Source organism: Ralstonia sp. 110700041-2, assembly GCF_056280165.1.
In genome coordinates this window covers 19,299-44,601 of sequence record NZ_JBSFAI010000020.1, presented here as the reverse complement: position 1 = coordinate 44,601, position 25,303 = coordinate 19,299, and the positions used below count along the sequence as shown (strand labels likewise).

Sequence of the window (25,303 nt, the reverse complement as noted above, 5' to 3'; positions counted from 1 at the left end):
CACCGGCCATGACCGGCGCGGCCGCACCGTTTCACCACGTACGTCACAACGCGGGCTCAACCTATCCGGGGGGATTCGATGTCCGAAGCAGTCCTGCATCCATTTTTTTCGCGCGAGCGCACCGTCGCCGCGGTTGGCTTCAACCGCTGGCTGGTTCCTCCTGCCGCACTGGCCATCCATCTGTGCATTGGCATGGCCTACGGTTTTTCTGTCTTCTGGCTGCCGCTCGGCCGCGCGCTGGGCATCACCAAGCCGCTCACATGCGGCGCCGATGTCTCGCTGGTCGCCGAGCTGTTCACCACCACCTGCGACTGGCGCGTCTCCAGCCTGGGCTGGATGTTCACGCTGTTCTTCGTGTTCCTGGGCGCATCCGCTGCCATGTGGGGCGGTTGGCTCGAACGCGTTGGCCCGCGCAAGGCTGGCGTCGTGTCGGCTGTGTGCTGGTGCGGCGGGCTCCTGATTTCCGCACTGGGCATCCAGATACACCAACTGTGGCTGCTGTGGGTGGGCTCGGGCGTGATCGGCGGCGTCGGCCTGGGGCTGGGCTACATCTCGCCCGTGTCGACGCTCATCAAGTGGTTTCCGGACAAGCGTGGCATGGCCACGGGCATGGCCATCATGGGTTTTGGCGGCGGCGCGATGATCGGCGCCCCGCTGGCTGACCGCCTGATGAAGCTGTTTGCGACGCCCGAATCTGTGGGGGTGTCGCAAACCTTTATTGTGCTGGCCGGCATCTACTTCGTGTTCATGATGGCAGGTGCGCTGGGTTACCGCGTGCCGCCCACGGGCTGGAAACCGGCAGGCTGGACACCCTCCCCGGCCAAGGCGAAGGACGCGATGGTCACGCAACGCCATGTCCACGCAAACGAAGCGCTGAAGACGCCGCAGTTTTGGCTGATCTGGGCCGTGCTGTGCCTGAACGTATCGGCCGGTATTGGCGTGCTGGGCATGGCCTCGCCACTGCTGCAGGAAGTGTTTGGCGGCAAGCTGCTGGGCGTGACGACGTCGTTCATGGACCTGACCGCCGCGCAAAAGGGCCAGATCGCAGCCATCGCTGCGGGCTTCACGGGTCTGCTGAGCCTGTTCAACATCGGCGGCCGTTTCTTCTGGGCGTCGCTCTCGGACCGCCTGGGCCGCAAGATGACCTACGCGGTCTTCTTCGTGCTCGGCTTCGTGCTATATGCGTCGATTCCGTGGACGTCGCACACGGGCAATATCGCGCTGTTCGCACTGGCCTTCTGCGTGATCCTGTCGATGTACGGCGGCGGTTTTGCGACCGTGCCGGCGTATCTGGCTGACATGTTCGGCACGCAGATGGTGGGCGCCATCCACGGCCGGCTGCTCACGGCGTGGTCGACCGCCGGCATCCTGGGCCCCGTGCTGGTGAACTACCTGCGCGAATACCAGATCGCCCATGGCGTGGAACGCGCAGCCGTGTACGACATCACGATGATGATCCTGGCCGGCCTGCTGATCCTCGGCTTCATCTGCAACCTGCTGGTGCGCCCTGTCAACGCGAAGCACTTCATGACCGAAGCGCAGCTCGACGAGCAACGACATGCTGCGGCAACCAAGAGCCCAACGCCGTCGGTTGCTTCGCCGGAGACGTCGCTGGAATGGCAGGCGCATCCGGGCTCGGCGGTAGCCGTGGTGCTGGCCTGGGCCGCCGTGGGCCTGCCGTTAGGCTGGGGGGTTTGGATTACACTCCAAAAAGCTGCCGTTCTCTTCTCCTGACACGTGATTTAAAGCCGCCCCGCCACCCATGAAGCACCAGAAGATCGAGTTCTACCGTCACCCGGCCGGTGGCTGGGGCGCGCTCAAAAGCGTTGCGCATCAATTGCTGTCGCAGGGCATCGCGGCCAAGGGCGCCAAGACCATGCTGTCGGCCAACCAGCCCGATGGCTTCGATTGCCCCGGCTGCGCCTGGCCTGATCGCGACCACGCCTCCACGTTTGAATTTTGCGAGAACGGCGTCAAAGCCGTGGCTGCAGAAGCGACGTCGCGCCGCACCACACCGGAGTTTTTCGCGCAGCACACCGTGCGCGAACTCGCCGAGTGGTCGGACTACGCGCTGGAAGATCAAGGCCGCCTGACGCACCCGATGGTCTACGACGCGGGCAGCGACAAATACGTCCCGATCGACTGGGACGCCGCCTTCGCGCTGATCGCGCAGCACCTGCGTGCGCTGCCCGATCCGAACCAGGCGATCTTCTACACCTCGGGCCGCACCAGCAATGAGGCGGCCTTCCTCTACCAGTTGTTCGTGCGCGCCTATGGCACGAACAATTTCCCCGACTGCTCCAACATGTGCCACGAGCCTTCCGGCACGGGCATGCGGGCCAGCATCGGCGTCGGCAAAGGCACCGTCACGCTCGACGATTTCACCAAGACCGACGCCATCTTCATCTTCGGGCAGAACCCGGGGACGAACCACCCGCGCATGCTTGGCGAACTGCGCGAAGCATCCAAACGCGGCGCCAAGATTGTTTCGTTCAACCCGCTGCGCGAGCGGGGGCTAGAGCGCTTTGCTGATCCGCAAAGCAAGATCGAGATGCTGACGCTGGGCTCCACGCGCATTAGCACCGAATACCACCAGGTGCGCATCGGCGGCGACCTGGCGACGGTCAAGGGCATCATCAAACACGTGATCGAGCGTGACGACGCGGCACGCAGCCGCGGCGAGCCCGCCATCATCGACCACGCCTTCATCGCCCAGCACACTGGCGGCTACGACGCCTTCGCCGCTGACGTGCGCGCGGAGTCGTGGGCGACCATCGAGGCCGAATCGGGCCTGCCAGAGCACGAAATCCGCCAGGCGGGCGACACGTACATCAAAGCCGGCAGCGTCATCGCATGCTGGGGCATGGGAATCACGCAGCACAAGCATTCGGTTGCGACGATCCAGATGATCGTCAACCTGCTGCTCCTGCGCGGCAACATCGGCCGCCCGGGTGCCGGTGCGTGCCCGGTGCGCGGCCACAGCAACGTGCAGGGCGATCGCACGATGGGCATTTACGAGCAGCCCGCCCCCGCGTTTCTGGATCGGCTGGAGCAAGTCTTCGGTATTCAAGTGCCGCGCGAACATGGCTACGACACCGTCGGCGCCATCGAAGCGATGCAGCAAGGCGCCGCGCGCGTGTTCTTCGCCATGGGTGGCAACTTCGCGGCCGCCACGCCGGACACCGCCGCCACGTGGGCCGGCCTGCGCCAGTGCGACCTGACCGTGCACGTGACCACCAAGCTCAACCGCAGCCACATCGTGCACGGCAAGGCCGCGTTGATCCTGCCGTGCCTGGGCCGCACCGAGGTCGACCAACAGGCCGGCGGCGCGCAAGGCGTGACGGTGGAAGATTCGATGAGCATGGTGCACATGTCGGCAGGCATCAATCCGCCGGCCTCTCCGCATCTGCTCTCGGAGCCGGCCATCGTGGCGCGCCTGGCCGAAGCGACGCTGCCCGAAAGCACCATCCCGTGGCGCTGGCTGGTGGAAGACTACGACCGCATCCGCGAACGCATTGAAGCCGTGTTCGACGACTTTGCCGGCTTCAACGAGAAGATTCGCGTGCCGGGCGGCTTCCGCCTGCGTAACACCGCATCGGAACGTGTCTGGAACACGCCGTCAGGCAAGGCGGAATTCCACGCGCATGCCGTGCCGACTGATACCCCGGTCCACCGCGCCCGCGAGCGCCATGCCGACGCCACCGTCTTCACGCTGGCCACGGTGCGCTCGCATGACCAGTACAACACCACCATCTACGGCATGGACGACCGCTACCGCGGTGTGTTCGGCCAGCGCCGCGTGGTCTTCATCAACAAGGAAGACCTGCACACGGTCCGCATGAAAGACGGCGAGTGGGTCGACATGGTGACGCTTTCCGAAGACGGCACCACGCGCCGCGCCGATGGCTTCCGTCTGGTGGCGTATGACATTCCGCGCGGGTGCCTGGCGACGTATTACCCCGAGACCAACCCGCTGGTGCCGCTGTCTTCCGTGGCCGACCAGGCACGCACGCCGACATCCAAGTCGATTCCGGTGATGCTGGTGCCGAGCCAGGTCGCGCGCACCGCTGACACCCAAGCGGCCACCACGGCCGAAGCCTGATGCCCACCGAGCCGGCGTGGTCTGCGCTGCAGCTGGCGCTGCTGGCCGCATTGCGCGAGACCGACGCCGGCAAGCCGGTGTCGATGCCGTGGCTGACCAAGCGCGTGGGCGAGCGCGCCAGCACGGTCCTGCGCGCGCTGCATCCGCTGGCCGATGCAGGCCTGCTGCGCGTCACCATGGACGACACACGCTGGCTCATTGCGCTGCTCGACGCCGGCCGCGTTCTGCCTGACTTCACTGCATGACTTTTCTGCCCCACCACCCCGCCGGCTTGCCCGTCGTTTCCACCGCCGCGACGAAACGCACGCGCGCTGGCACGCAAGAGGACACCCCCGCCGCCATTGCCGATGAAGCTGCGGTGGCGCTTGTCTTCAACGGCATCACGCATGCGGTGATGATGGCGTCGCCGACTGACCTGGAAGACTTCGCGCTGGGCTTTGCGCTGTCGGAAGGCATCATCGACAGTCGCGCCGATTGGCGTGGCGCAGACGTGGAAACGCATCCGCATGGGCTCGAAGTACACGCAGAAATTGCTTCGCATTGCTTCGTGCGGTTGAAGGAACGCCGTCGGGCGCTGGCCGGCCCGACCGGCTGTGGGCTGTGCGGCATTGAAAGCCTGCAGACTTTTGAAGACGCGCCGCAACCGCTTGTGCCACCCGCGTGGTTGGCATCACTTGCCGACGCGCAGGTATTGGATGCCATGCAGACGATGACGGCGCATCAGCCGGCCAACGCGCTCACGGGCGGCTTGCATGCGGCGGGCTGGGTGCCCGCAGACACCCATGCACCACTGCATGTTCTGGAAGATGTGGGCCGCCACAACGCTCTCGACAAGCTGATCGGCCGGCTGGCTCGGCTCGGCATCCGCCCCTCGGATGGGTTCATCGTCATGACGAGTCGTGCGAGCTTCGAGCTGGCGCGCAAGTGCGTTCAACTGCAGGTGCCGCTGCTGGCAACGATCTCCGCGCCGTCCTCACTCGCGATCCGCCACGCCAAGGCCGGCCAGCTGACGCTGCTTGCGTTCTGCCGAGGCGATAGCGTGACGCGGTTTGCGTAACGCACAGAACGCGCGAGATTAGATCTCCACCTTGCTCCCCAGCTCAACCAGTCGGTTGGCAGGAATCCGGAAGAAGTCCGACGGTTTGGCGCTGTTGTGCTGCATCCAGGCAAACAACGACTCGCGCCACATCGCCATGCCCGGCAGTGGCGACGGCACCACCGTGGCGCGCGTAATGAAGAACGAGGTTTCCATGTCTTCAAAGACGATGCCCAGCCGCTCGCCCACGCTGCGGACGATCTCGTCCACAGCGGGCGTTTCCTTGAAGCCGAAATCCACCACTGCGGTGTGGATGTCGTCGCCAATGGTTTTGATGACCAGGCGCTTGGCAGGGTCCACATAGGGCACGGCAAGCGTGCGGAAGTGGATGAACAGCACGCGCTTGTGCAGCACGTGGTTGTGCTTGAGGTTGTGCAGCAACGCCAGGGGCACGAAATCGATGCTGGGCGTGAGATACACGGCCGTGCCGTCCACACGATACGGTGGATGGCGCAGCAGCCCGTCCATGAACGGCTCAAGCGGAATGCCGCCTTCTACATTGCGCGCCTTCAGCAGCTGTGTGCCCGAGTGCCACGTCACCATCAGGAAGAAGATCAAGCCGCCCAGCAGCAATGGGAACCAGCCACCCGCGGCAATCTTGAGCAGGTTGGCGGCGAAGAACGACAAATCGACCGCCAGGAACACGGCGCCAATACAGGCCACCAGCGACAGGCGCCACTTCCACGCGTTGCGCATAACCACCGTGACCAGCCCCGTCGTCAGCACCATGGTGGTCGTCACCGCAATACCGTAGGCCGCAGCCAGGTTGTCGGACTTGCCGAAAGCCAGCACCACCGCCACCACCAGCGCCAGGAGCACGTAGTTGACCACCGGCACATAGATCTGGCCGATCTCCACATCCGACGTGTAGAGAATCTTCATGCGCGGCGCATAGCCCAGATGCACGGCCTGCGCCGTCATCGAAAACGCACCCGAGATGACCGCCTGGGACGCAATGACCGTGGCCGCCGTGGCCAGCACCACCATCGGGCCCACAGCCCAGTTCGGCATCAGCAGGAAGAACGGGTTCTGCACGGCGCTCGGCTCGCGCAGCAGCAAGGCGCCCTGGCCGAAGTAGTTCAGCAGCAGGCACGGCATCGCAATGTAGAACCACGCATAGCGGATCGGGCGCGCGCCAAAGTGGCCCATGTCGGCATACAGCGCCTCGGCACCGGTCAGCGCCAGGAACACCGAGCCGAACACGATGAACGCCAGCACCGTATGCCGGAATCCGAATTCGATGGCGTACACCGGGCTCAGCGCCACCAAAATCTGCGGCGACTTCACCACCGAAACCAACCCCATCAGCCCCAGCAGCACGAACCAGATCACCATGATCGGCCCGAACAGGCGCCCAACCACGTGCGTGCCATGCCTTTGAATCAAAAACAGCGCGATCAGCACGATCAGCGCCAAGGGCAACACCCACTTCTGCAGCGCAGGCGCCATGATTTCCATGCCTTCGATGGCGGAGAGCACCGAGATGGCGGGGGTAATGACGGCATCGCCATAGAACATGGCGGCGCCCAGCAGGCCGAGGAGCATCAACGTGCGTGTGAACCGGGCGCTGCCGCTGCTCGCGCGCATGGCCAGCGCCGTCAGCGCGAGGATGCCACCTTCGCCGTTGTTGTCGGCGCGCATGACGAAGAGCACATATTTGACGGATACCACCAGCGTCATCGCCCAGAACAGCATCGACAGGATGCCGAAGACGGTCTGATCGGAAAACGGGACCCCATGTTCGGGGTTGAAGCATTCCTTCAGGGCATACAGGGGGCTGGTGCCAATGTCCCCGAAGACCACGCCGATTGCGCCCACCATGGTGGCCATCAACGCGGGATTTTTCTTGGTTTTACTGGCTGCGGCTGTCGTCATGGGTAGGCTGCGACTGGAACGACGGGGTGCGCACGCAATTTCCGTGCACCGTCTGCGGCGCTGGCTTACGGGGTGAGCCGAGTGCGGCAGAAGCCACTAAAGCTTAGGTGAAAACGCCCGGTTTTGCGCGGGTGTTTGCACCGATGGCAAGAGCGCGCCAACCCTGGTGCAGGCCCGAAAACAGCGGCCGCGGCCGCTCCAAACGGAAACCTTGAAAAAACAGACTTTGACGAGGCGACGCGCCAAGCATATATTCACCAAACGATCGTTTGGCCGGTTCGGCCGGGTCTGCCTGCTACGTTTGTATTTGGCCGGCGGCCGATCGATTTCTCAACTTCACGACTCAAAATCATGGCTACTGGTACCGTCAAGTGGTTCAACGACGCAAAAGGTTTCGGCTTCATTACCCCGGATGATGGCGGCGAAGACCTTTTCGCACATTTCTCCGCGATCAACTCCGCAGGCTTCAAAAGCCTGAAGGAAGGTCAGAAGGTGTCGTTCGAAGTTACGCAAGGCCCCAAGGGCAAGCAAGCTTCGAACATCGTGCCCCAGTAACAAGGAGCACGCGGGCGCGGTAGACCGGTTTTGGCTTGCCGCGCGGGGTTTCCTCGCGCGTGTATTGGCCGGAATATTCCGCCAGGCAGGTTGTTTCAGTACGTGTTTGCCATCAAGCAGTCGGATGGCCACCGGAAGCGGTGGCCTGGTTTGACGAACCCCTATTGGGAGCATGCAATGGCCAGCCGAATTGAAGAGAACGCCGTTGAATATGATCCGCCCGCCGGGGCAGCTGCAGAAATGCATGCTGCCCCGAGTTTCATTCGGGATTCGGAAATCCAGTTTTCGCGCTCGCAGACATTCCACGAGGGCCAGCGCGTCAGCTTCGATGTAGAAATCGGGCCCGATGGCGAACTCATCGCCGTCAACATCAAACCAATATGACACGCCGGTTTCAACTCGGCATGTTCAAAAGATGAAGGGAGGCATTGCCTCCCTTTCTCATGGTCGATGCGCCGGCTTACTTGGCTGTCGGCATCACGAACTCGGCGCCCTTGGCAATCGAATCCGGCCAGCGTTGCATCACGCTCTTGTAACGCGTGTAGAAACGCACGCCTTCTTCGCCATAGGCGTGGTGGTCGCCGAACAGCGAGCGCTTCCAGCCGCCGAAGCTATGCCACGCCATCGGCACCGGAATCGGCACATTGATACCGACCATGCCCACCTGGATCTGCCGCGCAAATGCGCGCGCCACGCCGCCATCGCTCGTGTAGCACGACACGCCGTTGCCGAACTCATGCGCATTGATCAGATCCACCGCCTCGGCAAGGTCATGCACGCGCACCACCGAAAGCACGGGGCCGAAGATCTCTTCCTTGTAGATCGTCATCCCGGGCTTGACGTGGTCGAACAGCGTGCCGCCCGTGAAGAAGCCTTCGGCATGGCCGTCGACCGTGTGGCCGCGGCCGTCCACGACCAGCTCGGCGCCCTCTTCCACGCCCTTGGCGATATAGCCTTCCACCTTGGCCTTGTGGGCGGCGGTCACAAGTGGACCCATTTCGCTGTCGGCCTGCATGCCGTTGCCGATCTTGAGCGCGCGGGCGCGCTCGGCAAGGCGCGGGACGAGCTTGTCAGCCACGTCGCCCACTGCCACAGCCACGGAGATCGCCATGCAGCGCTCACCGGCCGAACCGTAGCCTGCACCGATCAAGGCATCCACCGCTTGGTCGAGGTCTGCATCCGGCATGACGACGAGGTGATTCTTTGCGCCGCCCAGGGCTTGCACGCGCTTGCCGCGCTTGGTGCCTTCGGCGTAGATGTATTCGGCGATGGGCGTGCTGCCGACGAACGAAATGGCCTGCACATCCGGATGCTCGAGCAGCGCATCAACGGCATCCTTGCCACCCTGTACCACGTTGAACACACCATCGGGAAGGCCCGCCTGCTTGAGCAGGTCGGCAATCATCAGGCTGGGGGTCGGGTCACGTTCGCTGGGCTTGAGGATGAACGTATTGCCGCACGCCAGCGCAACCGGCGCCATCCACATCGGCACCATGAACGGGAAGTTGAACGGCGTAATGCCGGCCACCACGCCCAGCGGCTGGCGCAGGTTCCAGTTGTCGATGCCGCCGCCGATGTTGTCCGTGAACTCCGTCTTGAGCAGGTTCGGAATGCCGCAGGCGAATTCGACGACTTCAATGCCGCGCGTCACTTCGCCTTTGGCATCGGAGAACACCTTGCCGTGCTCACGCGTAATGGCGGCGGCCAGAGCATCGTGGTTCTGGTCGAGCAGCTCCTTGAACTTGAACAAAACGCGCGAGCGCTTGAGCGGCGAAGTCTCGGCCCAGTCCGGGGCAGCCGCATGCGCGGCGGCTACGGCGGCGTCCACTTCGGATTTGCCGCCCAGCAGCACCTGCGCGCTCACCGCGCCCGTAGCGGGGTTGAAGACATCGGCGCTGCGTGTGCCGCTGCCGGCATGGCGCTGCCCGCCGATGTAATGGCTGACAACGGATTCGGTCACGGCGGGATCAATCGGTCGGTTCATTTCAGGCTACCTCTTGCAGAACGGTACGAACGGTGTCGAAGATGCGCGCGATCTGCGCCTCTTCGATGATGAGCGGCGGGGAGAACGCCAGGATGTCGCCGGTGTAGCGCACCAGCACACCACGCTCCAGGCATTTCAGGAAGACTTCGTAAGCGCGCGCGCCCACGGCGCCGGGGCGCGATTCCAGTTCGATGCCGGCCACGAGGCCGAGGTTGCGGATGTCCTTCACATGCGGCGCGCCCTTGACCGAATGCGCTGCCGCTTCGAACGCCGGCGACAACGAACGCGCGCGCTCGAACAGCCCTTCGCTGCGATACAGGTCCAGCGCGGCCACCGCCGCGGCCGCGGCCAGCGGGTGGGCCGAATACGTATAGCCGTGGAACAGCTCGATCGCGCCTGGCGCGCCGGCGTCGACGACGGTGTCGTGCACCGACTGGCGCACGGCCACGGCGCCCATCGGCACGGCGGCGTTGTTGATGCCCTTGGCCATCGTCAGCAGGTCCGGCGTCACGCCAAAGAACTCGGCCGCCGTTGCCGCGCCCAGGCGGCCAAAACCGGTGATGACTTCATCGAAGATCAGCAGGATGCCGTGCTTGTCGCACAGCGCGCGCAGACGCTGCAGGTAGCCCTTGGGCGGCACCAGCACGCCCGTGGAACCCGCCAGTGGCTCGACGATGACGGCGGCGATGGTCGACGCGTCATGCAGCGTGACGAGGCGCTCCAGTTCGTCGGCAAGGTGCTCGCCCCAGGCCGGCTGGCCCTTGGAGAATGCGTTGTGCTCGGGCGCATGCGTATGCGGCAGGTGGTCCACACCCGGCAGCAAGTTCGCCGAGAACGCCTTGCGGTTCGGCGAAATGCCGCCCACCGAGATGCCGCCGAAACCCACTCCGTGATAGCCACGCTCGCGGCCAATCAGGCGTGTGCGCTGCCCTTCGCCCCGCGCGCGGTGGTAGGCCAGCGCAATCTTGAGCGCCGTATCCACCGCTTCGGAACCGGAGTTGGCGAAGAAGATGCGGTTCAGGCCTTCCGGCATGATCTCGGCGACTTTTTCTGCCGCGCGGAACGCCAGGGGGTGCCCCATCTGGAAGGTGGGCGCGAAATCCAGCGTGGCGGCCTGCGTCGTGATGGCGTCGACGATTTCCTTGCGGCAGTGGCCGGCGTTGACGCACCAGAGGCCGGCAGTGCCGTCCAGCACCTCGCGGCCATCGCCGTCACGGTAGTACATGCCCTGGGCGGAAGTCAGCAGGCGCGGTGCGGCCTTGTACTGGCGGTTGGCCGTGAACGGCATCCAGAAGTAGGACAGATCGGTGGTTTCCAGCGGGTGGGGTGCGGGTTTCATCGGCGGCTCCGAAAAAACAGCGGAAAGGGAACGGGCTGGGCAAGCCAGCGGTTGAAGCAAACTGTACAGAGTCCAATGCGACACGGACATGCACAGATGGCGGTTCTATAAGAAACTGTATAGGCCCTCATCACGGCTTCGTGCCGCATCGCAACATGCAACTCGAACTCGATCCTTCTCATCCCCAGCGTACGTTGGTCGACCAGATCGTCCAAGGCATTCGTGCGGCGGTCGACAACCATTCTCTGCTGCCGGGCACGCGGCTGCCCTCGGTGCGCAAGTTGGCCCAGGCGCACGATGTAAGCACTTTTACGGTGGCGGAGGCCTATACACGGCTGGCGGCTCTGGGCGCCATCGTGGCCCGGCCACGTTCGGGCTACCTCGTAGCGGCGCGTACACCCACCCAGCCGGCCCCCGTGGCCCCACGCTGGGAGCCGCCCACGCTCAACGCGGCGTGGCTGCTGTCGGATGTGTTTGCCGACCGCTCCATCTCCATCAAGCCCGGCTGTGGCTGGCTGCCGAACGACTGGCTGGACGAGCGCGGCGTACAGGAAGCCATGCGCACCGTGAGCCGTGTTTCCGCGTTGCGGGTGGCGGGCTACGGACATCCGTGGGGCTATGCGCCGTTGGGCGAATACGTAGCGCAGTCGCTTGCGCTACGGGGCCTGCCGGTGGAACGGTCGCAAGTGCTGCTGACCAGCGGCGCCACGCAGGCGCTCGACCTGATCGTCCGCACGCTGTTCAAAGCCGGCGACGTCGTCGCGGTGGATGATCCGGGCTATTGCAACGTACTCCAGGTACTCAAGCTGGCCGGTCTGCGCGTGGTCGGAGTGCCGCGCACACCGGACGGGCTCGACACCGCGGCACTGGAAGCCATCCTGCGCGCGGACGATGCCGACCGGCCGCGCGCCCTCTTCACCAGCTCCGTGCTGCAGAACCCCACTGGCTCCTCAATGACGGCGCAGAACGCCTATCGCGTGCTGCAACTGGCCGAACAGCACGGCCTCTGGATCGTTGAAGACGACCTGCACCGCGAGCTGGCCGACCCCGCCGCCCCGATGCTCGCCGCACTCGACGGCCTGCGCCGCACGCTGTACGTGAGCGGGTTCTCCAAGACGATCTCGCCCTCGTTGCGCGCAGGCTACGTGGTGGCCGATGCCGCCATCACACGCGAGCTGGCACGCACCAAGATGGCAGTGGCGCTCACCTCGTCGGAAATTACCGAGCGCATCGTGCACGCGTTCGTCACCCGCCCCGTCTATGCCGAACACGTGGCGCGGCTGATTGCGCGGCTCGGAGAAGCGCACACGCGCGTCGAAGCGCTCATGCGTCAACATGGTGCCGAGCCGTTCGATACGCCGGGCCGCGGCCTCTTCCTGTGGGCGCGGCTGCCCGGCCAGGCCGACGCCTCCGCACTGGCCAATCGGGCTATCGAGCACAACATCTGGCTCGCGCCCGGTCAGTACTTCCGGCCGCATGACGAGCCGAGCCCGTGGCTGCGCTTCAACGTCGCGTACTCCGCAGAACCGGCACTCTGGGAATTCCTCTTGCACGCGTGACGGCGCTGCCCCGCATGCGGCGCAACGGCGTATTGCATGCAATCAATCGCGTAACGGGCAATCAAACGTGAAATTCGCGTGAACGGAAGGCGGCAGCGTCACAAATGCGCGACACCATGCTTAGTCGCCTACCGTTCTCTTGCCGTACCGACTCCCAACGCCACCTGCAGACCAACCTGCACAAGGAGTGCCATGGACATTAAGACCGTCCGCGAAACCGCCTTCGCGATGCCGCTCACGAGCCCCGCCTACCCACCCGGCCCGTACCGCTTCATCCACCGCGAATTCTTCATCATCACGTACCGCACCGACCCGGCCAAGCTGCGCGCCATGGTGCCGGAACCGCTGGAAGTGCCCGAACCGCTGGTCGCCTACGAGTTCATCCGCATGGCCGACTCCACCGGCTTTGGCGATTACACCGAAAGCGGCCAGGTCATCCCGGTCACCTACGAAGGCAAGCCCGGCACGTACACGCTGGCGATGTACCTGGACGACCATCCGCCCCTGGCCGGCGGCCGTGAAATGTGGGGCTTTCCCAAGAAGTTGGCAAGCCCGAAGCTGGTGACCGACAAGGACACGCTGATCGGCACGCTCGACTACGGCCCCGTGCGCGTGGCCACCGGCACCATGGGTTACAAGCACCGCGAGCTGGATCTGGCCGAGCAGAAACGCCGCCTGGAGCGCCCGAACTTCCTGCTCAAGATCATTCCGCACGTGGACGGCAAGACGGCGCGCATCTGCGAGCTGTCGCGCAACCTCATGATCGACATCGACATGAAAGGCGCCTGGACGGGCCCCGCGTCGCTGGAACTGGCGCACCATGCACTGGCGCCCGTGGCCGAACTGCCCGTGCTGGAGATTGTCGAAGCCCGGCACATCATTGCGGACCTGACCCTTGGCATGGGCGAGGTTGTATTCGATTACTTGGCGCAGTAGCACCTGCCCAAGGCCATTCTTATCCCGTCACCGTCAACCCCCGGAGTACACACATGTCTGATTTGAAAGGCAAAGTCGCCGTCGTCACGGGTGCCGCCAGCGGCATCGGCAAGCAGATCGCCCTCACGCTCGCCAATTCGGGCGCGGCCATTGCCATCGTTGACTTGAACGAAGACGGCGCCAAGGCCGTCGCCAAAGAGATCACCGATGCAGGCGGCAAGGCGATCGGCCTGCGCATGGACGTGACCGATGAACAAGCCGTGGACAGCGGCATCGACCGCGTGGCCGAAGAACTCGGCTCGGTCGACATCCTGGTCTCGAATGCCGGCATCCAGATCGTCAACCCGTTCGTGAGCTACTCGTTTGCCGACTGGAAGAAGATGCAGGCCATCCACGTCGACGGCGCGTTCCTGACCACGCGCGCCGCACTGCGCCACATGTACAAGGACGACCGTGGCGGCGTGGTGATCTACATGGGCTCGGTGCACTCGCACGAGGGCTCGCCGCTCAAATCGGCCTACGTGGCGGCCAAGCATGCACTGCTCGGCCTGAACAAGGTACTGGCCAAGGAAGGCGCGGCGCATAACGTGCGCTCGCACGTGGTGTGCCCCGGCTTCGTGCGCACGCCGCTGGTCGAAAAGCAGATTCCCGAACAAGCCAAGGAACTCGGCATCAGCGAAGATGACGTGGTGAAAAAGGTCATGCTGGGTGATACCGTGGACGGCGTATTCACCACGGTGGAAGACGTGGCCGAGACGGTGCGCTTCCTGGCCACGTTCCCAAGTGCCGCGCTGACCGGCCAATCGTTCGTGGTGAGCCACGGCTGGTTCATGCAATAAGTCTCTGCACACGCAAGGAGGTTGAGGAGATATGCCCGCACCAAAACTACGCGTGGCCGCAACCAAGCGGCCCACGCCGGCAGAGTCGTCACGCCCCGCCGATGCGCCGCTCACCACGGCGCAGCGCATCGTGCTCCCGGCGTACGAGAACATCGCGCTGGTGCTGCAAGGCGGCGGCGCGCTTGGCTCGTACCAGGCCGGCGTGTTCGAAGGGCTGGACGAAGCCGGTATCGTGCCGAACTGGATTGCGGGCATCTCCATCGGGGCATTGAATACGGCCATCATTGCCGGCAATGCGCCCGAGCATCGCCAAGCAAAGCTGCGTGAGTTCTGGCAGATCATCACGCAGCCGACGTTCTCGCCGCCGCTGCCCGACATCCTGGAAAACGCCTGGTTTGACGGCAACGCGCATCTGCGCAAATGGCTGACCGCCATGCAGGCCGCCGACACGCTGCTCGAAGGCCAGCGCGGCTTTTTTACACCGCGCTTTCCTGCACCATTGCCTGCCAACGAAGTCGACCCGCTCGAAGCCAGCTACTACGACACCGCGCCGCTCAAGGCGACGCTGGAACGCCTTTGCGATTTCGACCGCATCAACGACGGTGGCATCCGCGTATCGGTGGGGGCTGTGAACGTCCGCACCGGCAATCTGGAAGCGTTTGACAACACCGAGCGCCGACTGCGCGCGGAGCACTTCATGGCATCCGGCGCGCTGCCGCCGGGCTTCCCTCCCGTGCTGATCGACGGCGAGTATTACTGGGATGGCGGTGTCGTCTCCAACACGCCACTGTCGTATGTGCTGGGCTCCAAGCCGCGCCGCGACACGCTGGTGTTCCAGGTGGACCTCTGGAGCGCACTGGGCCCGGTGCCCAATACGATGATCGGCGTGGCCAGCCGGCAGAAGGACTTGCAGTACTCCAGCCGCACGCGGCTTACCACCGACTGGATGGAACGTTCGCAATCCACGCGCCGGCTAATACGCAAGCTGCTCGACCACCTGCCGCCTAAAGAGTTTGAGCGCACCCAGTGGTACAAGCACGCGCAGGAGATGGCCTGTACCAAGCGCTACAACGTCTTCCACCTCATCTACGCTGCCAAGGAACACGAAGGGCCGGGCAAGGACATCCAGTTCGGTCCATCGACCATGCGCGACCACTGGGCCTCGGGCCTGGCGGATATTCGCGAATCGCTCTCGCACCCGGAGTGGCTTGAGATGCCCGATAACGACACGGGCTTCATCACGCATGACATCCACCGCCATCCGGGCGTGGAGCGGGAAGACAAGAGGCTTTGAGCCACCGCTGCGTCGCTCAGGGCCGGACTACTCCGGCGCGGCCGGCATACGCAGCGCAGTCGACAGCGGCGGCCGCGGCAGCGCGGCCGTCCAGGCACGGCGGATCACCGAGCTGATCTGCTTGTAGACCTCTTTCGAGATCACGGTTTCAGCCAGCATCGTGTCGATTTTGCTCTGGCCGATGTACAGCGCAAACAGCACCAGCAGACGCTTCTCCAACGCAGCGCTGTAGCCGCCAAACTTCTCGCGCAACTCTGCCAGGCCCTCTTCGGCCGCCTCGATCCGGGTGATCAACACGCCATCGAGCAAGTCTGCCATGCGCTCACCCAGCACGGGTTGCAGCGATGCACGGTTGTACGCGCGCAAGCGTTCGAGCACCGTCTGGCGGCAAATGAGCAATTCAAAGCGGTCGGCCAGCGCATTGGCCAGCGGGCGATCGATATGCGCCACACGATGCAGCCAGACCGCGAACCGGTAGCCGGCGTGCTTGGCCAGGATGCGCCGCGAAGCGCGCTTGTAGCCCAGGCGCCCCTCCGTGCGGGCCGCGTCGATCATGTCGGCGGTGTTTCGCATCATCGCGTCGAGGTTGCGGATCGAGACGAGGCCGTTGCCATATTCGGGAATCAACTCGCGCTCACGCGTGGCGAGCGAAACCAGGCCGATGGTCAGGCGTTCGCGTTCGGACAGCGCTTCCTCAAGGTTCAGTTCGAGCGCGCCGGCCGCGACCTCCCGCCGATACACCTCCGCTGCCCGATCGGTCGCGCCCGACGTGAAATGGAAGTGCCCGCCGATGCGGCGCATGGTCGATTCCACTTCCTCCGTCGACATGTTCAGCGCCTGCCCTTGCAGTGCCTGCTCTTGCGGCGACAACTGATCGAGCCCCAGCCACCGCATCACCCAGCGCAGCGTGGCGCCGTTGAAGAGCACGCTGACCAGCACAAAGCCGGTGGCGAGGATGGTCACAAAATGACGATCGGCCGCGTGTACGGCCTGGTTCTCGGCCACCCCCAGCGCCAGCACCAGTGTGACGGCACCACGCAGGCCGCCCCATGCAATCGCCAGTTTGTAGGCATGGCTGACCGGCGCGGAGAGCTTGAGCCACGCCATCGCGGGCAACAGGCCAAACAGCACGGCAAGGCGCGCCGCCAGTGCAGCCAGCACGATCACCGCGAGCCACAGCGCGTCTTTCCACACCGCGCCGTGCAGCAGTTCCGGCACGCGCACCGCAGCCAACAGAAAGACGACCGCTCCAGCCAGCGCCGCAATCTGCTCCCAAATCAGTTGCAGGTGCGACCAGTTGCGCGGCGTCAGGCGCGTGCGTCCCAGCGCGCCGATCACCAGTCCCGCGCAGACCACCGACACCACGCCCGACACGCCCAGCATGTTTTCCGCCACGAGATACAGCGGATACGGCAGCGCCAGCGTCCACGCGGCTTCGGCCTGAGCAATGCCGCGCAGAGCCGGCAGCAGGAATGCGGCGATGCGCCCGGCAATCAACCCGAACACCACGCCGCCACCGAACGCCCTGGCCAGTTCACGCAGACCGGTGCCGACGGTGGCGTCACCGCCGTGCCCCGTCAGCATGGCAAGCAGCACGCCCATGATCGCAATGGCAGCCGCATCGTTCAGCAGCGCCTCGCCCTCCACCAGGCGGATCAGCCGCGCCGGTGCGCCCACGTCGCGAAACACCGCAATCACGGCGGACGGATCGGTCGTGGCAATCATCGCGCCGAGCAGCAGGCACGTGACGATGCCGAACGGCGTGACGGCGGCCGCTGCAAGCCCGATCACACCCGTGGCGACCACCACGGCCACGATGGCCAGCATCAGGATCGGCGCGGCGTCCGGCGCCATGCTGCGCACATCGACCGACAGCGCCGCCTGAAACAACAGCGGCGGCAGGAACAGCCACAGGTAGGCCTCTGCCGGCCAACTCGGATCGACGAGCGGCGCGAAGAACGTGGTCGCAAAGGCAGGCGCGCTGTTCCGCAAGATCACATAGGCGCCGCCGATGCCGATGCCCGCCAGCGCCAGCAAGGTCGACTCGGGCAACGTCAGCCGCGAGGCCAGCATCTGCACCAGCGCCACCACCGCGAGCAGACCGCCCGCCACCAGCAACAGGATGACGACGCCGTTCACGAGGCGGTCTCCCGCGCAGCCAGCCAATCTGCACGTTCGGCATCGATCAGGTCCGGCACGACTGCCGTGCCGGTTTCGGCGGCAGCCACGGCGGCTTCGAGCACGGCCATGACGGCCACGGCTTGCACGGGCGGCACAGGGTTTGTGCGCTGACCAAAGATGGCGTCGCGCACAGCGGCGTAGTAGGCGCGCTGATCGCCAGCGGGCGTTGCGATGCGGTTTTCGGAGGATGTTGCGCCATCGATGAAAAGGCCGGCGTCATCGTCCACGCCCCAGCCTTGCGCGCCGGGTTGCATGCCGGCGAGCAGTTGCGCTTCCTGCTGATCCATCCGGCGTTTGACGAACGAACCGCGCGTGCCGTGGACGATCCAGCGCGGGGATCCGCCCGCCACCAGCATGCTCGCGTGAAGGACGGCTCGGCGCTCCCCCACGTCCAACACGACATGCGCCCAGTCCGGCGTTTCGGCGCCCGGCCGCTGGCGTGCAAACGAGGCGCTCACCGCATCGGGCAGCCCAAGCAGTTGCAGCGCCTGGTCGATCAGGTGCGGGCCCAGATCAAACCAGATGCCCGTGCCCTGCCCCGCTTGCTCGCGCCAGCGCGCACGCACCTGCGGTCGATACCGGTCGAAATGCGCCTCGACGTGCATGACTTCGCCAAGGGTGCCGCCTCCGATCGCGGCTTGCACGGCGAGGAAATCGCTGTCCCAGCGCCGGTTCTGAAACACCGACAGCACGCGCCCCGCGTCGCGCGCCACCCGCGCCAGATGCCGCGCTTCTGCGAGCGTGACGGTGAACGGCTTGTCCACGACGACATGCTTGCCCGCTCGCAACGCCGCTTCTGCCAACGGCGCATGGCGGTCGTTGGGTGCGGCAATGACGACGAGGTCGACGTCCGCATGCGTTGCCGCCGCTTCTGGCGTGCAGATCACCGCGTTTGGCCGATCCGCGCGCACCGCCTCCGGTCGATTGGAGCCGATGACCTGCAAACGCAGCCCTGGCGTGGCGTCGATCAACGCGGCGTGAAAGCGCTTGCCGGCATAACCGTAGCCGACCAAAGCGGCGCTCAATGGCATCAGATGTGATGAATGCGGCATGTAAAAAAATGGCAGAAAACAAGCGAATAAGACGATGACGGCGCAACTTGGTGCCCAGAATTTCGGGGCAGGACATGGAAAAATTGCCCTATTCCCGCCTAACAAACGTTGCCATTGTCAAAAATACGCCTTTACTTTCTTGTAAATAGGAATTGTTCTCATTATTATCTGCGCCTTCACATTCTGAAGGCGCCAACCTCGGGGGAGGGAGTCGCGCTCCACTTTTTACTTTACGGGAACTGCAATGCCGCCGAAACGTTTGTGCCTGTCTCTGGCCGTCCTTGGAACGCTGCCCTTTGCTCAAGTGGCAAGTGCCGCCGACACCGTTGCTGCAGCCGACGCTGGCACGTTGCCGACTTCCACGGTCAAGGGTGCGCGCAGCAGCACGAGCTACGACACGCCCATCGCCAACACAGCCACGAAGATTCCCGTGCCGCTGCGCGAGATTCCGCAATCGGTGAACGTCGTGCCGCGTGCGGTGATCCAGGATCAGGGCGCGCTGTCGATCAATGACACGCTGCGCAACGTGCCGGGCGTGTCGGCCTCGCTGGGCGATGCGCAGCGCGATCAGGTGACCATTCGCGGTTTCTCGTCGATCAATGACCAATACGTCGACGGCCTGCGCGATGATTCGCTCTACTTCCGCGACCTGTCCAACATCGACCACATTGAAGTGTTGAAGGGCCCGGCGGCCGTGCTGTATGGGCGCGGTTCGTCCGGCGGCATCATCAATCGCGTGACCAAGAAACCGCTGGCCACGCCACTGGCCGAGGTGGGCGTGGTGGTCGGCACGGAGCGCCAGAAACGCGCCGAGTTCGACCTGAACACGTCCATCAACGACGACGCCATCCGCGCGCGCATTACCGGCGCGGTTGAAGATTCGGGTGGTTTCCGCAACGACTACTTCCTGCGCCGCCAGGCGATCTCGCCGTCGTTCCTGTTCAACCTGGCGCCCGATACCAAACTGACCGTGCAGTTCGATTACCTGCACGACAAGCGCATCGCTGACCAGGGCGTGCCGTCGTACCACGGCCGCCCCGTGGATGTGCCCATCGGCACGCGCTATGGCTCGGCCGATGCGGGCGCCGGCAATGTGGAGTCCACCGTCAAGAGCGTGACCGGCACGCTGGACCACCGCTTCAACGACAAATGGTCGTTCCACAGCGTGGTGCGCAATTACGAATACTCGCTGGGCCGCAACAACTACACGACAGTCAGCCGCGTCACCGATGGGCCAATCCCAACCGTCACGCTTGCCGTCAACCAGCGCAACCGCAGCGACCGCGGCACGCTGTGGCAGAACGAGCTGACGCAGAAGGCCGAGACCTGGGGCATCCAACACACGCTGCTGTACGGCATCGAGCTGGGCTCCCAGGACAAGAGCGACCGTGTGGCCGCCGCGCCGGGCAGCACGACCTACAACCTGTTCAACCCGACGCTGCAAGTGTTGCCGACCGTACCCGGCAACGCGGTGCCGACCAACTACGGCCTCTCGCACAACGAGACGTATGCGGCGTACGTGCAGGACTTGATCAAGTTTTCGCCGCAATGGACGGTGCTCGCCGGCCTGCGCTACGAAATCCTCAAGCAGAGCCGCGACGACCTGACCCCGCGCAATGTCGATCTGTCACGCACGGACAAGCCGGTCAGCCCGCGCTTCGGCGTTGTGTATCACCCGGTCGAGCCGCTCTCGCTGTACGCGTCGTACAGCCGCTCGTTCCAGCCGCTGGCCGATAGCTTCACGTTCTTCCCGAACAGCGGCGCACTGGCTCCGCAATCGACCACGAACTACGAGATCGGCGCCAAGTACGACCTCTCGGCCGGCGCGAGTGTCACGGCCGCGCTGTTCGACATGAAGCAGACCAACCTGACGGCGGCGGATCCGGTCACGCTGCTGGGCGTGCCCATCGGCACCCAGCGCACGCGCGGCCTGGAGTTGTCGTTCACTGGCGAGATCGTGAAAACCTGGTCGCTGATGGCGAGCTATGCCTATCTGAACGGTCGCCTGGAAAACCCGAACGACCGCAGCGGTGGCGTGGCGGTCAACGGCAACCAGCCGTCGCTGACGCCGCGGCACAGCGGCTCGGTATGGCTGAAGCACGACCTGCCGAACGGCTTCTACGTGGCCGGCGGCGTGCGTGCGGAAGGTGCGCGTTACGCATCGCAGTACAACCTGACGACGCTGCCCGGCTACATGACCGTCGACCTGGGTGCCGGTTATCGCAGCAAGCACCTTGATGTCACGCTGAACCTGCAGAACCTGTTCAACCGCGCGTACTACGTGTCGGCTCACGGCGCCGCCGAGAACTACAACATGCCCGGTGCCCCGCGCATGGCGCTGCTGGGCGTGCGCTACAAGATGTAAGCGTCGAACAGGCGAACGGGCGAACGGGCGATGCTGCGACGGGTGCTGTTCCGCTTGCACTGGCTGATCGGGTTGTCGGCCAGTGTGGTGCTGGCCGTCGTTGGCGCCACCGGCGCGCTGATGGCGTACGAAGACGAACTGCTGCGCGCGCTCAATCCCGGCGTGCTCACCCTGCCCGCGCGCAGCGGACCCGCGCCGACGCTGCCGCAAGTGGCGGCGCAGGCGCGCGCTGCCATGCCGGACCGCCCCGTCACCTTCATCACCGCTGCGTCCGACCCCACCCAGCCGTGGCGCGTCTGGTATGCGTGGCCGCCCGGCAAACACGGCGGCAGCAGCCGCGGAGAGCTGCGCTACGTCGATGCCACCACCGGCACGTTGCTGCCGGAGGCGCGCGCGCAGCGCTTCTTTGCCACCGTCAAGCTGCTGCATCGAACGCTGCTTGCTGATGAGATCGGCAAGCAGATCGTGGGGGCCAGCACGGTGGGGCTCGTCGTGATGGCGCTGTCGGGCTTGTACCTGCGTTGGCCGCGTCGCGTCACGAACTGGCGAAGCTGGCTTGTCATCCGATGGAGCCGTGCGGGCCGCATCCGATGGTGGGACGTGCACACCGTCATCGGTACGCTGGTGTTGCCGCTGTATCTGCTGGCCGCCTTCAGCGGGCTGTATTGGGCATATGACTGGTACCGCGATGGCCTGCAGCGCTTGGCCGGCATGCCGGTTGTCTCCAAGGCAAAACCGGTGGAAGTCCCGCGAAAACCGCTCGAAGATGCGGCAATTGAGCGCACGTGGAACGCTTTCCGCGACAACGCGTCGAACTATGGAACGGCCACCCTCCGTATCGACGATGCCCGCTCGGGCCAGGTCGATATCAACTGGCTGCCGGCCGATGCTCCGCACGACCGCGCCTTCAACCGATTGACGCTGGACGCTGCTACCGGCGCCGTCCTGCGCAACGAATCCTTCGCTGCAAAGCCGCCAATGCAACGCCTGCTGGCAGGCATGTTGCCGCTTCACAATGGACGCTATTTCGGCCCGATCGGCGTCGTGCTAGTGTTGATCGGAGCATTAATGCTGCCGGTATTTGCAGCAACAGGGTGGTGGCTGTATCTGGATCGGCGCCGACGCGCGCAACCGCAGCGCAAACACGCATCCGCAGCGACACGTCCTTGCTGACAACGTAGGGACGTCGACGCGATGTCGGGCGCCTCAACACAACAAGGACAACACCATGGTGATCGAAAAATCCCGCGACCTTTGCCTGCGCCCGCTCGAGCGCAATGACCTGCGTTTCGTGCACGAGCTGAACAACGACGCGAAGATCATGCGTTACTGGTTCGAAGAACCGTACGAAACCTTCACCGAACTCTCGCAACTCTACGACCGCCACGTGCACGATCAGCGCGAGCGCCGCTTCATCTGCGAGAACAATGCCGGCGAAGCCGTGGGTCTGGTCGAATTGATGGAGCTGAACTACATCCACCGCCGCGGCGAATTCCAGATCATCATCGCGCCCGGCTGGCAGGGTCACGGCTATGCGTCAACCGCGACGCGACTGGCCGTCGACTATGCATTCATGGTGCTGAATCTGCACAAGCTGTACTTGGTCGTCGACGTGGTGAACGAACGCGCGATCCACGTATACGAGAAATGCGGCTTCCAGCGCGAAGGCGAGCTGATCGAGGAGTTCTTCAGCAACGGCGCGTATCACAACGCCTTGCGCATGTGCGTGTTCCAGCGCGACTACGTGAAGACGATCCGCAACGCCAACTGACGCCAGGCGGGAGAACCTAAGCCGTGTGCAGCCACGCGTGCAATTCGCGCTGTCCGGCTTCGGTCATGCTCAGTGCGCGCGAGTGCTTCTGCCGCGCCAGCCATCCCAATGCGATGCAGCGCTCCGCCACGGCGGCCCCGAGCGCGCCTGCCAGATGCGGGCGACGCTCGCTCCAGTCCATGCAGCCGTAAGCAAAGCGGCGTCGGCCGTTGCGCAGCGCATTCACATCGACGCCGATGGCGGCCAGCGCCTGCTCGCCCTCGGGCGTAACGTCGTAGGCGCCGTGGGTTGCATCGAGCTGCGTCAGCCAGCCGCGCGACAGGAGTTTCTCCGACACCTCGGTGCCGAGCTGCCCGGCCAGGTGGTCATAGCACAGGCGTGCCGCACGCAGGTTTTCAGGCACGACTGAGCGCCGCGGGTCGGCAGGTTTTTCAGGCGCGACCACCAGCAGCGATTCGATCATCTCCGCCACCGCCGGAGAGCGCAGCCCGAAGTACTTGTAGCGTCCGCTCGACAACGAGGTGATGAGCGCATCGGCCTCGAGCCGGCGCAAGTGCGCGCTGGCCGTGGCCGGCTCCACACCGGCGCCGTAGGCGAGTTCCTTGGCGGTGAGCGAGCGGCCTTCCATCAACAGCAGCAGCATGCGGATGCGGGTGGGGTCGCCAATGGTGGCAGCCACACGGCCGATGTCCGGCTGGGTTGTCGATGCGGTGGCTGGGGAAGATGCGGTCATGGTTCGATGGAGACCAAACTGTTGGCGCGTGACAGGCGGGCGACCAGTCCAGACAATAGGAGCCATCTTACTCCCGCGCCCCACGCTGATGACCGCCCTCGACACCGCCCCGCCCGCCGACGTGCTGCAAGCCATCGTGCATGCCGATCCCGCACCCTACTACGCCGAACTTGCCGCCACGCGCCCGTTCTTCTTCGACGCCACCCTCGGCTGGTGGGTGGCCGCCAGCGCCGAGGCTGTAGATGCCGTGCTCGGCAGCAGGGCCTGCCGCGTGCGCCCCGCCGATGAACCCGTGCCCAAGGCCGTAGCTGCAACGCCCACGGGCGCATTCTTCGGCCGCCTCGTGCGCCAGATCGACGGGCCAGATCACAGCACGCGCAAGGCCAAGGTGATGGCCGCGCTGGGCCGGTTGGATGTGTCTGCGCTGGCCGGCCAGGCGCTGCGGCATGCCCGCACTGCGCTGCCCGACGCAGCGAGCCTAGATGCCGCGCTGGATGCCGATGCCCACTTTCGCGTGCCGCTCGCCACGATGGCGCAAACGCTGCTGGGCGATCACGCCGATGCGCCTGCCTGCCAGGCCGACATTGCCGCCTATCTGGCCGCGTTGGGGCCGGGGGCCAGCGCAGGGGTCGTCGCGCAGGCCGACGCCGCCGTTGGCCGCTTGCAGCAGCGCTTTGCCGACTCGCCGTTCGCTGGCGGTGACGATGACAGCGACGCCGACATCGCCAATCTCGCCGCCCTGCTCGCGCAAACCTACGACGCCTGCGCCGGGCTGCTCGGCAACTGCATCGTTGCGCTATCGCGGCACGCCGGGTTGACTGCCCGGCTGCGCGCGCAGCCGCTCGCCATCGAGCCTTTTGTGCGTGAAGTCCTGCGCCGCGATGCGCCGGTGCAGAACACGCGCCGCTTCGTCGCGCACGATATCGCGCTGCTCGGCCAGCCGCTGCGCGCCGGCGACAAGGTCTTGGTCGTGCTGGCCGCCGCCAACGTGGATGGCACAACGAACCCGGACCCACTACGCTTCGACAGCGACCGCACAGCGCCGCGCCTGTGGACGTTCGGCGGCGGCACGCACCGCTGCCCCGCCGATGCATTGGCCACCGCCATCGCGCGCGAAACGGTGCGGCATCTGCTGAGCCTGCCGGATGTCGACCGGTGGCTCGCCGGGCTCGGCGAGGTGGCATACCGCCCCTCGCCCAATGCGCGCATTCCCCGCTTTCAAGCTTGAAGTTGCACCAACGAAGACATCACGAAAACGCCCCACAGGAGACTTGCCATGATCGCCGTCATCTTTGAAGTCGAGCCCGCACCGGGCCAGCGCGACACCTACCTCAACCTGGCCGCACGGCTGAAACCGCTGCTCGAGCAGGTCGACGGCTTCATCTCGGTGGAGCGTTTCCAGAGCATCACGAACCCGGACAAGATGCTCTCGCTGTCGTTCTTTCGCGATGAAGAGGCCGTCAAGGCCTGGCGCAACATGGAGCAGCACCGCGGCGCGCAGCACGTCGGCCGCGACCACGCGTTTGCGGACTACCGCCTGCGCATCGCCCACGTGGTGCGCGACTACGGCATGACCGAGCGCGACGAAGCCCCCACCGACAGCCGCGCCGAGCACGCCTGAG

The 25,303-nt window shown here is 65.0% G+C and carries 21 protein-coding genes; 15 read left to right on the top strand and 6 right to left on the bottom strand.

Translation table 11 applies throughout. The annotated features are described in order from the left end of the window. Window positions 1-78: 78 nt before the first annotated feature. From ACUXH0_RS24385 to fdhD, 4 genes are read left to right on the top strand one after another with little or no spacing between them, the layout of a single operon-like run. Window positions 79-1,734, top strand: a complete 1,656-nt coding sequence (locus ACUXH0_RS24385) for an OFA family MFS transporter (RefSeq protein WP_182594765.1) — start codon at window positions 79-81, stop codon at window positions 1,732-1,734. Window positions 1,735-1,762: 28 nt separating this feature from the next. Continuing rightward, window positions 1,763-4,102 (top strand): FdhF/YdeP family oxidoreductase, encoded by a 2,340-nt coding sequence (locus ACUXH0_RS24380; RefSeq protein ID WP_182594764.1) that lies wholly within the window; start codon window positions 1,763-1,765, stop codon window positions 4,100-4,102. Continuing rightward, complete coding sequence (locus ACUXH0_RS24375) at window positions 4,102-4,347, top strand: hypothetical protein (protein ID WP_012430308.1); 246 nt, start codon at window positions 4,102-4,104, stop codon at window positions 4,345-4,347. Before ACUXH0_RS24380 ends, ACUXH0_RS24375 begins: the two co-directional genes overlap by 1 nt. Continuing rightward, window positions 4,344-5,159 (top strand): formate dehydrogenase accessory sulfurtransferase FdhD, encoded by an 816-nt coding sequence (fdhD, locus tag ACUXH0_RS24370; RefSeq protein WP_182594763.1) that lies wholly within the window; start codon window positions 4,344-4,346, stop codon window positions 5,157-5,159. The genes ACUXH0_RS24375 and fdhD overlap by 4 nt, the downstream gene beginning before the upstream one ends. 18 nt (window positions 5,160-5,177) lie before the next feature. Here the strand turns inward: fdhD and ACUXH0_RS24365 are convergent, their stop codons facing one another. Further along, window positions 5,178-7,073 (bottom strand): potassium transporter Kup, encoded by a 1,896-nt coding sequence (locus ACUXH0_RS24365; RefSeq protein ID WP_004627320.1) that lies wholly within the window; start codon window positions 7,071-7,073, stop codon window positions 5,178-5,180. A gap of 351 nt (window positions 7,074-7,424) precedes the next feature. On the opposite strand from ACUXH0_RS24365, the gene ACUXH0_RS24360 reads away from it, so the two are divergent. Both ACUXH0_RS24360 and ACUXH0_RS24355 read left to right on the top strand, forming a co-directional pair. Then, window positions 7,425-7,628, top strand: a complete 204-nt coding sequence (locus tag ACUXH0_RS24360) for a cold-shock protein (RefSeq protein ID WP_004627322.1) — start codon at window positions 7,425-7,427, stop codon at window positions 7,626-7,628. A gap of 177 nt (window positions 7,629-7,805) precedes the next feature. Next, window positions 7,806-8,012 (top strand): cold-shock protein, encoded by a 207-nt coding sequence (locus ACUXH0_RS24355; RefSeq protein ID WP_004627325.1) that lies wholly within the window; start codon window positions 7,806-7,808, stop codon window positions 8,010-8,012. A gap of 76 nt (window positions 8,013-8,088) precedes the next feature. On the opposite strand, the gene ACUXH0_RS24350 is transcribed toward ACUXH0_RS24355, so the two are convergent. Continuing rightward, window positions 8,089-9,612: a CoA-acylating methylmalonate-semialdehyde dehydrogenase gene (locus tag ACUXH0_RS24350; protein ID WP_012430307.1), complete on the bottom strand. Its 1,524-nt coding sequence runs from the start codon at window positions 9,610-9,612 to the stop codon at window positions 8,089-8,091. A gap of 1 nt (window position 9,613) precedes the next feature. Next, entirely contained in the window at window positions 9,614-10,951 is a 1,338-nt protein-coding gene (gene aptA / locus ACUXH0_RS24345; RefSeq protein WP_004627328.1) for an omega-aminotransferase AptA, read from the bottom strand. A 155-nt stretch (window positions 10,952-11,106) separates the two neighbouring features. Here aptA and ACUXH0_RS24340 point away from each other — a divergent pair, with 155 nt between their 5' ends. The 4 genes from ACUXH0_RS24340 to ACUXH0_RS24325 all read left to right on the top strand — a co-directional run bounded on the left by ACUXH0_RS24340 (window position 11,107) and on the right by ACUXH0_RS24325 (window position 15,579). Then, entirely contained in the window at window positions 11,107-12,510 is a 1,404-nt protein-coding gene (locus tag ACUXH0_RS24340) for an aminotransferase-like domain-containing protein (protein ID WP_182594762.1), read from the top strand. A gap of 192 nt (window positions 12,511-12,702) precedes the next feature. Continuing rightward, window positions 12,703-13,446, top strand: coding sequence for an acetoacetate decarboxylase (locus ACUXH0_RS24335; protein ID WP_012430305.1), 744 nt, complete (start codon window positions 12,703-12,705; stop codon window positions 13,444-13,446). Between the two features lie 53 nt (window positions 13,447-13,499). Beyond that, a complete protein-coding gene (locus ACUXH0_RS24330; RefSeq protein WP_004627334.1) occupies window positions 13,500-14,285 on the top strand; it encodes a 3-hydroxybutyrate dehydrogenase in 786 nt (261 codons plus the stop codon). A gap of 31 nt (window positions 14,286-14,316) precedes the next feature. Further along, a complete protein-coding gene (locus ACUXH0_RS24325) occupies window positions 14,317-15,579 on the top strand; it encodes a DUF3734 domain-containing protein (RefSeq protein ID WP_012430304.1) in 1,263 nt (420 codons plus the stop codon). Between the two features lie 27 nt (window positions 15,580-15,606). Here ACUXH0_RS24325 and ACUXH0_RS24320 read toward each other — a convergent pair whose 3' ends face one another. Both ACUXH0_RS24320 and ACUXH0_RS24315 read right to left on the bottom strand, forming a co-directional pair. Continuing rightward, entirely contained in the window at window positions 15,607-17,718 is a 2,112-nt protein-coding gene (locus tag ACUXH0_RS24320; RefSeq protein WP_012430303.1) for a cation:proton antiporter, read from the bottom strand. Continuing rightward, entirely contained in the window at window positions 17,715-18,791 is a 1,077-nt protein-coding gene (locus ACUXH0_RS24315; protein ID WP_182594761.1) for an oxidoreductase, read from the bottom strand. Before ACUXH0_RS24315 ends, ACUXH0_RS24320 begins: the two co-directional genes overlap by 4 nt. 265 nt (window positions 18,792-19,056) lie before the next feature. Here ACUXH0_RS24315 and ACUXH0_RS24310 point away from each other — a divergent pair, with 265 nt between their 5' ends. Genes ACUXH0_RS24310 through speG form a run of 3 tightly spaced genes read left to right on the top strand, consistent with a single transcriptional unit; the run spans window position 19,057 to window position 22,948 of the window. Continuing rightward, window positions 19,057-21,177, top strand: a complete 2,121-nt coding sequence (locus ACUXH0_RS24310; RefSeq protein WP_182594760.1) for a TonB-dependent receptor — start codon at window positions 19,057-19,059, stop codon at window positions 21,175-21,177. Window positions 21,178-21,207: 30 nt separating this feature from the next. Further along, entirely contained in the window at window positions 21,208-22,350 is a 1,143-nt protein-coding gene (locus ACUXH0_RS24305; protein WP_182594759.1) for a PepSY-associated TM helix domain-containing protein, read from the top strand. 55 nt (window positions 22,351-22,405) lie between these two features. Further along, the gene (speG, locus tag ACUXH0_RS24300; protein WP_004627346.1) at window positions 22,406-22,948 is read left to right on the top strand and encodes a spermidine N1-acetyltransferase; all 543 of its coding nucleotides are present in this window, start codon (window positions 22,406-22,408) and stop codon (window positions 22,946-22,948) included. A 16-nt stretch (window positions 22,949-22,964) separates the two neighbouring features. Here speG and ACUXH0_RS24295 read toward each other — a convergent pair whose 3' ends face one another. Further along, on the bottom strand, window positions 22,965-23,681 hold the full coding sequence (locus ACUXH0_RS24295; protein WP_012430300.1) for an ArsR/SmtB family transcription factor: 717 nt from the start codon (window positions 23,679-23,681) through the stop codon (window positions 22,965-22,967). 88 nt (window positions 23,682-23,769) lie between these two features. Here ACUXH0_RS24295 and ACUXH0_RS24290 point away from each other — a divergent pair, with 88 nt between their 5' ends. Continuing rightward, window positions 23,770-24,909, top strand: coding sequence for a cytochrome P450 (locus ACUXH0_RS24290; RefSeq protein ID WP_012430299.1), 1,140 nt, complete (start codon window positions 23,770-23,772; stop codon window positions 24,907-24,909). Between the two features lie 48 nt (window positions 24,910-24,957). After that, complete coding sequence (locus tag ACUXH0_RS24285; RefSeq protein WP_004627352.1) at window positions 24,958-25,302, top strand: antibiotic biosynthesis monooxygenase family protein; 345 nt, start codon at window positions 24,958-24,960, stop codon at window positions 25,300-25,302. Window position 25,303: the final 1 nt, after the last annotated feature.

Excerpts from the sequence above, each read along its gene's own strand:
- ACUXH0_RS24290 (WP_012430299.1), top strand. The coding sequence starts at position 23,770 with ATGACCGCCCTCGACACCGCCCCGCCCGCCGACGTGCTGCAAGCCATC.
- ACUXH0_RS24350 (WP_012430307.1), bottom strand. The coding sequence starts at position 9,612 with ATGAACCGACCGATTGATCCCGCCGTGACCGAATCCGTTGTCAGCCAT.
- ACUXH0_RS24325 (WP_012430304.1), top strand. The coding sequence starts at position 14,317 with ATGCCCGCACCAAAACTACGCGTGGCCGCAACCAAGCGGCCCACGCCG.
- ACUXH0_RS24360 (WP_004627322.1), top strand. The coding sequence starts at position 7,425 with ATGGCTACTGGTACCGTCAAGTGGTTCAACGACGCAAAAGGTTTCGGC.
- fdhD (WP_182594763.1), top strand. The coding sequence starts at position 4,344 with ATGACTTTTCTGCCCCACCACCCCGCCGGCTTGCCCGTCGTTTCCACC.
- ACUXH0_RS24375 (WP_012430308.1), top strand. The coding sequence starts at position 4,102 with ATGCCCACCGAGCCGGCGTGGTCTGCGCTGCAGCTGGCGCTGCTGGCC.
- ACUXH0_RS24380 (WP_182594764.1), top strand. The coding sequence starts at position 1,763 with ATGAAGCACCAGAAGATCGAGTTCTACCGTCACCCGGCCGGTGGCTGG.
- ACUXH0_RS24285 (WP_004627352.1), top strand. The coding sequence starts at position 24,958 with ATGATCGCCGTCATCTTTGAAGTCGAGCCCGCACCGGGCCAGCGCGAC.
- ACUXH0_RS24340 (WP_182594762.1), top strand. The coding sequence starts at position 11,107 with ATGCAACTCGAACTCGATCCTTCTCATCCCCAGCGTACGTTGGTCGAC.
- ACUXH0_RS24355 (WP_004627325.1), top strand. The coding sequence starts at position 7,806 with ATGGCCAGCCGAATTGAAGAGAACGCCGTTGAATATGATCCGCCCGCC.
- ACUXH0_RS24335 (WP_012430305.1), top strand. The coding sequence starts at position 12,703 with ATGGACATTAAGACCGTCCGCGAAACCGCCTTCGCGATGCCGCTCACG.
- ACUXH0_RS24310 (WP_182594760.1), top strand. The coding sequence starts at position 19,057 with ATGCCGCCGAAACGTTTGTGCCTGTCTCTGGCCGTCCTTGGAACGCTG.
- ACUXH0_RS24315 (WP_182594761.1), bottom strand. The coding sequence starts at position 18,791 with ATGCCATTGAGCGCCGCTTTGGTCGGCTACGGTTATGCCGGCAAGCGC.
- aptA (WP_004627328.1), bottom strand. The coding sequence starts at position 10,951 with ATGAAACCCGCACCCCACCCGCTGGAAACCACCGATCTGTCCTACTTC.
- ACUXH0_RS24385 (WP_182594765.1), top strand. The coding sequence starts at position 79 with ATGTCCGAAGCAGTCCTGCATCCATTTTTTTCGCGCGAGCGCACCGTC.
- ACUXH0_RS24330 (WP_004627334.1), top strand. The coding sequence starts at position 13,500 with ATGTCTGATTTGAAAGGCAAAGTCGCCGTCGTCACGGGTGCCGCCAGC.
- ACUXH0_RS24305 (WP_182594759.1), top strand. The coding sequence starts at position 21,208 with ATGCTGCGACGGGTGCTGTTCCGCTTGCACTGGCTGATCGGGTTGTCG.
- ACUXH0_RS24295 (WP_012430300.1), bottom strand. The coding sequence starts at position 23,681 with ATGACCGCATCTTCCCCAGCCACCGCATCGACAACCCAGCCGGACATC.
- ACUXH0_RS24365 (WP_004627320.1), bottom strand. The coding sequence starts at position 7,073 with ATGACGACAGCCGCAGCCAGTAAAACCAAGAAAAATCCCGCGTTGATG.
- speG (WP_004627346.1), top strand. The coding sequence starts at position 22,406 with ATGGTGATCGAAAAATCCCGCGACCTTTGCCTGCGCCCGCTCGAGCGC.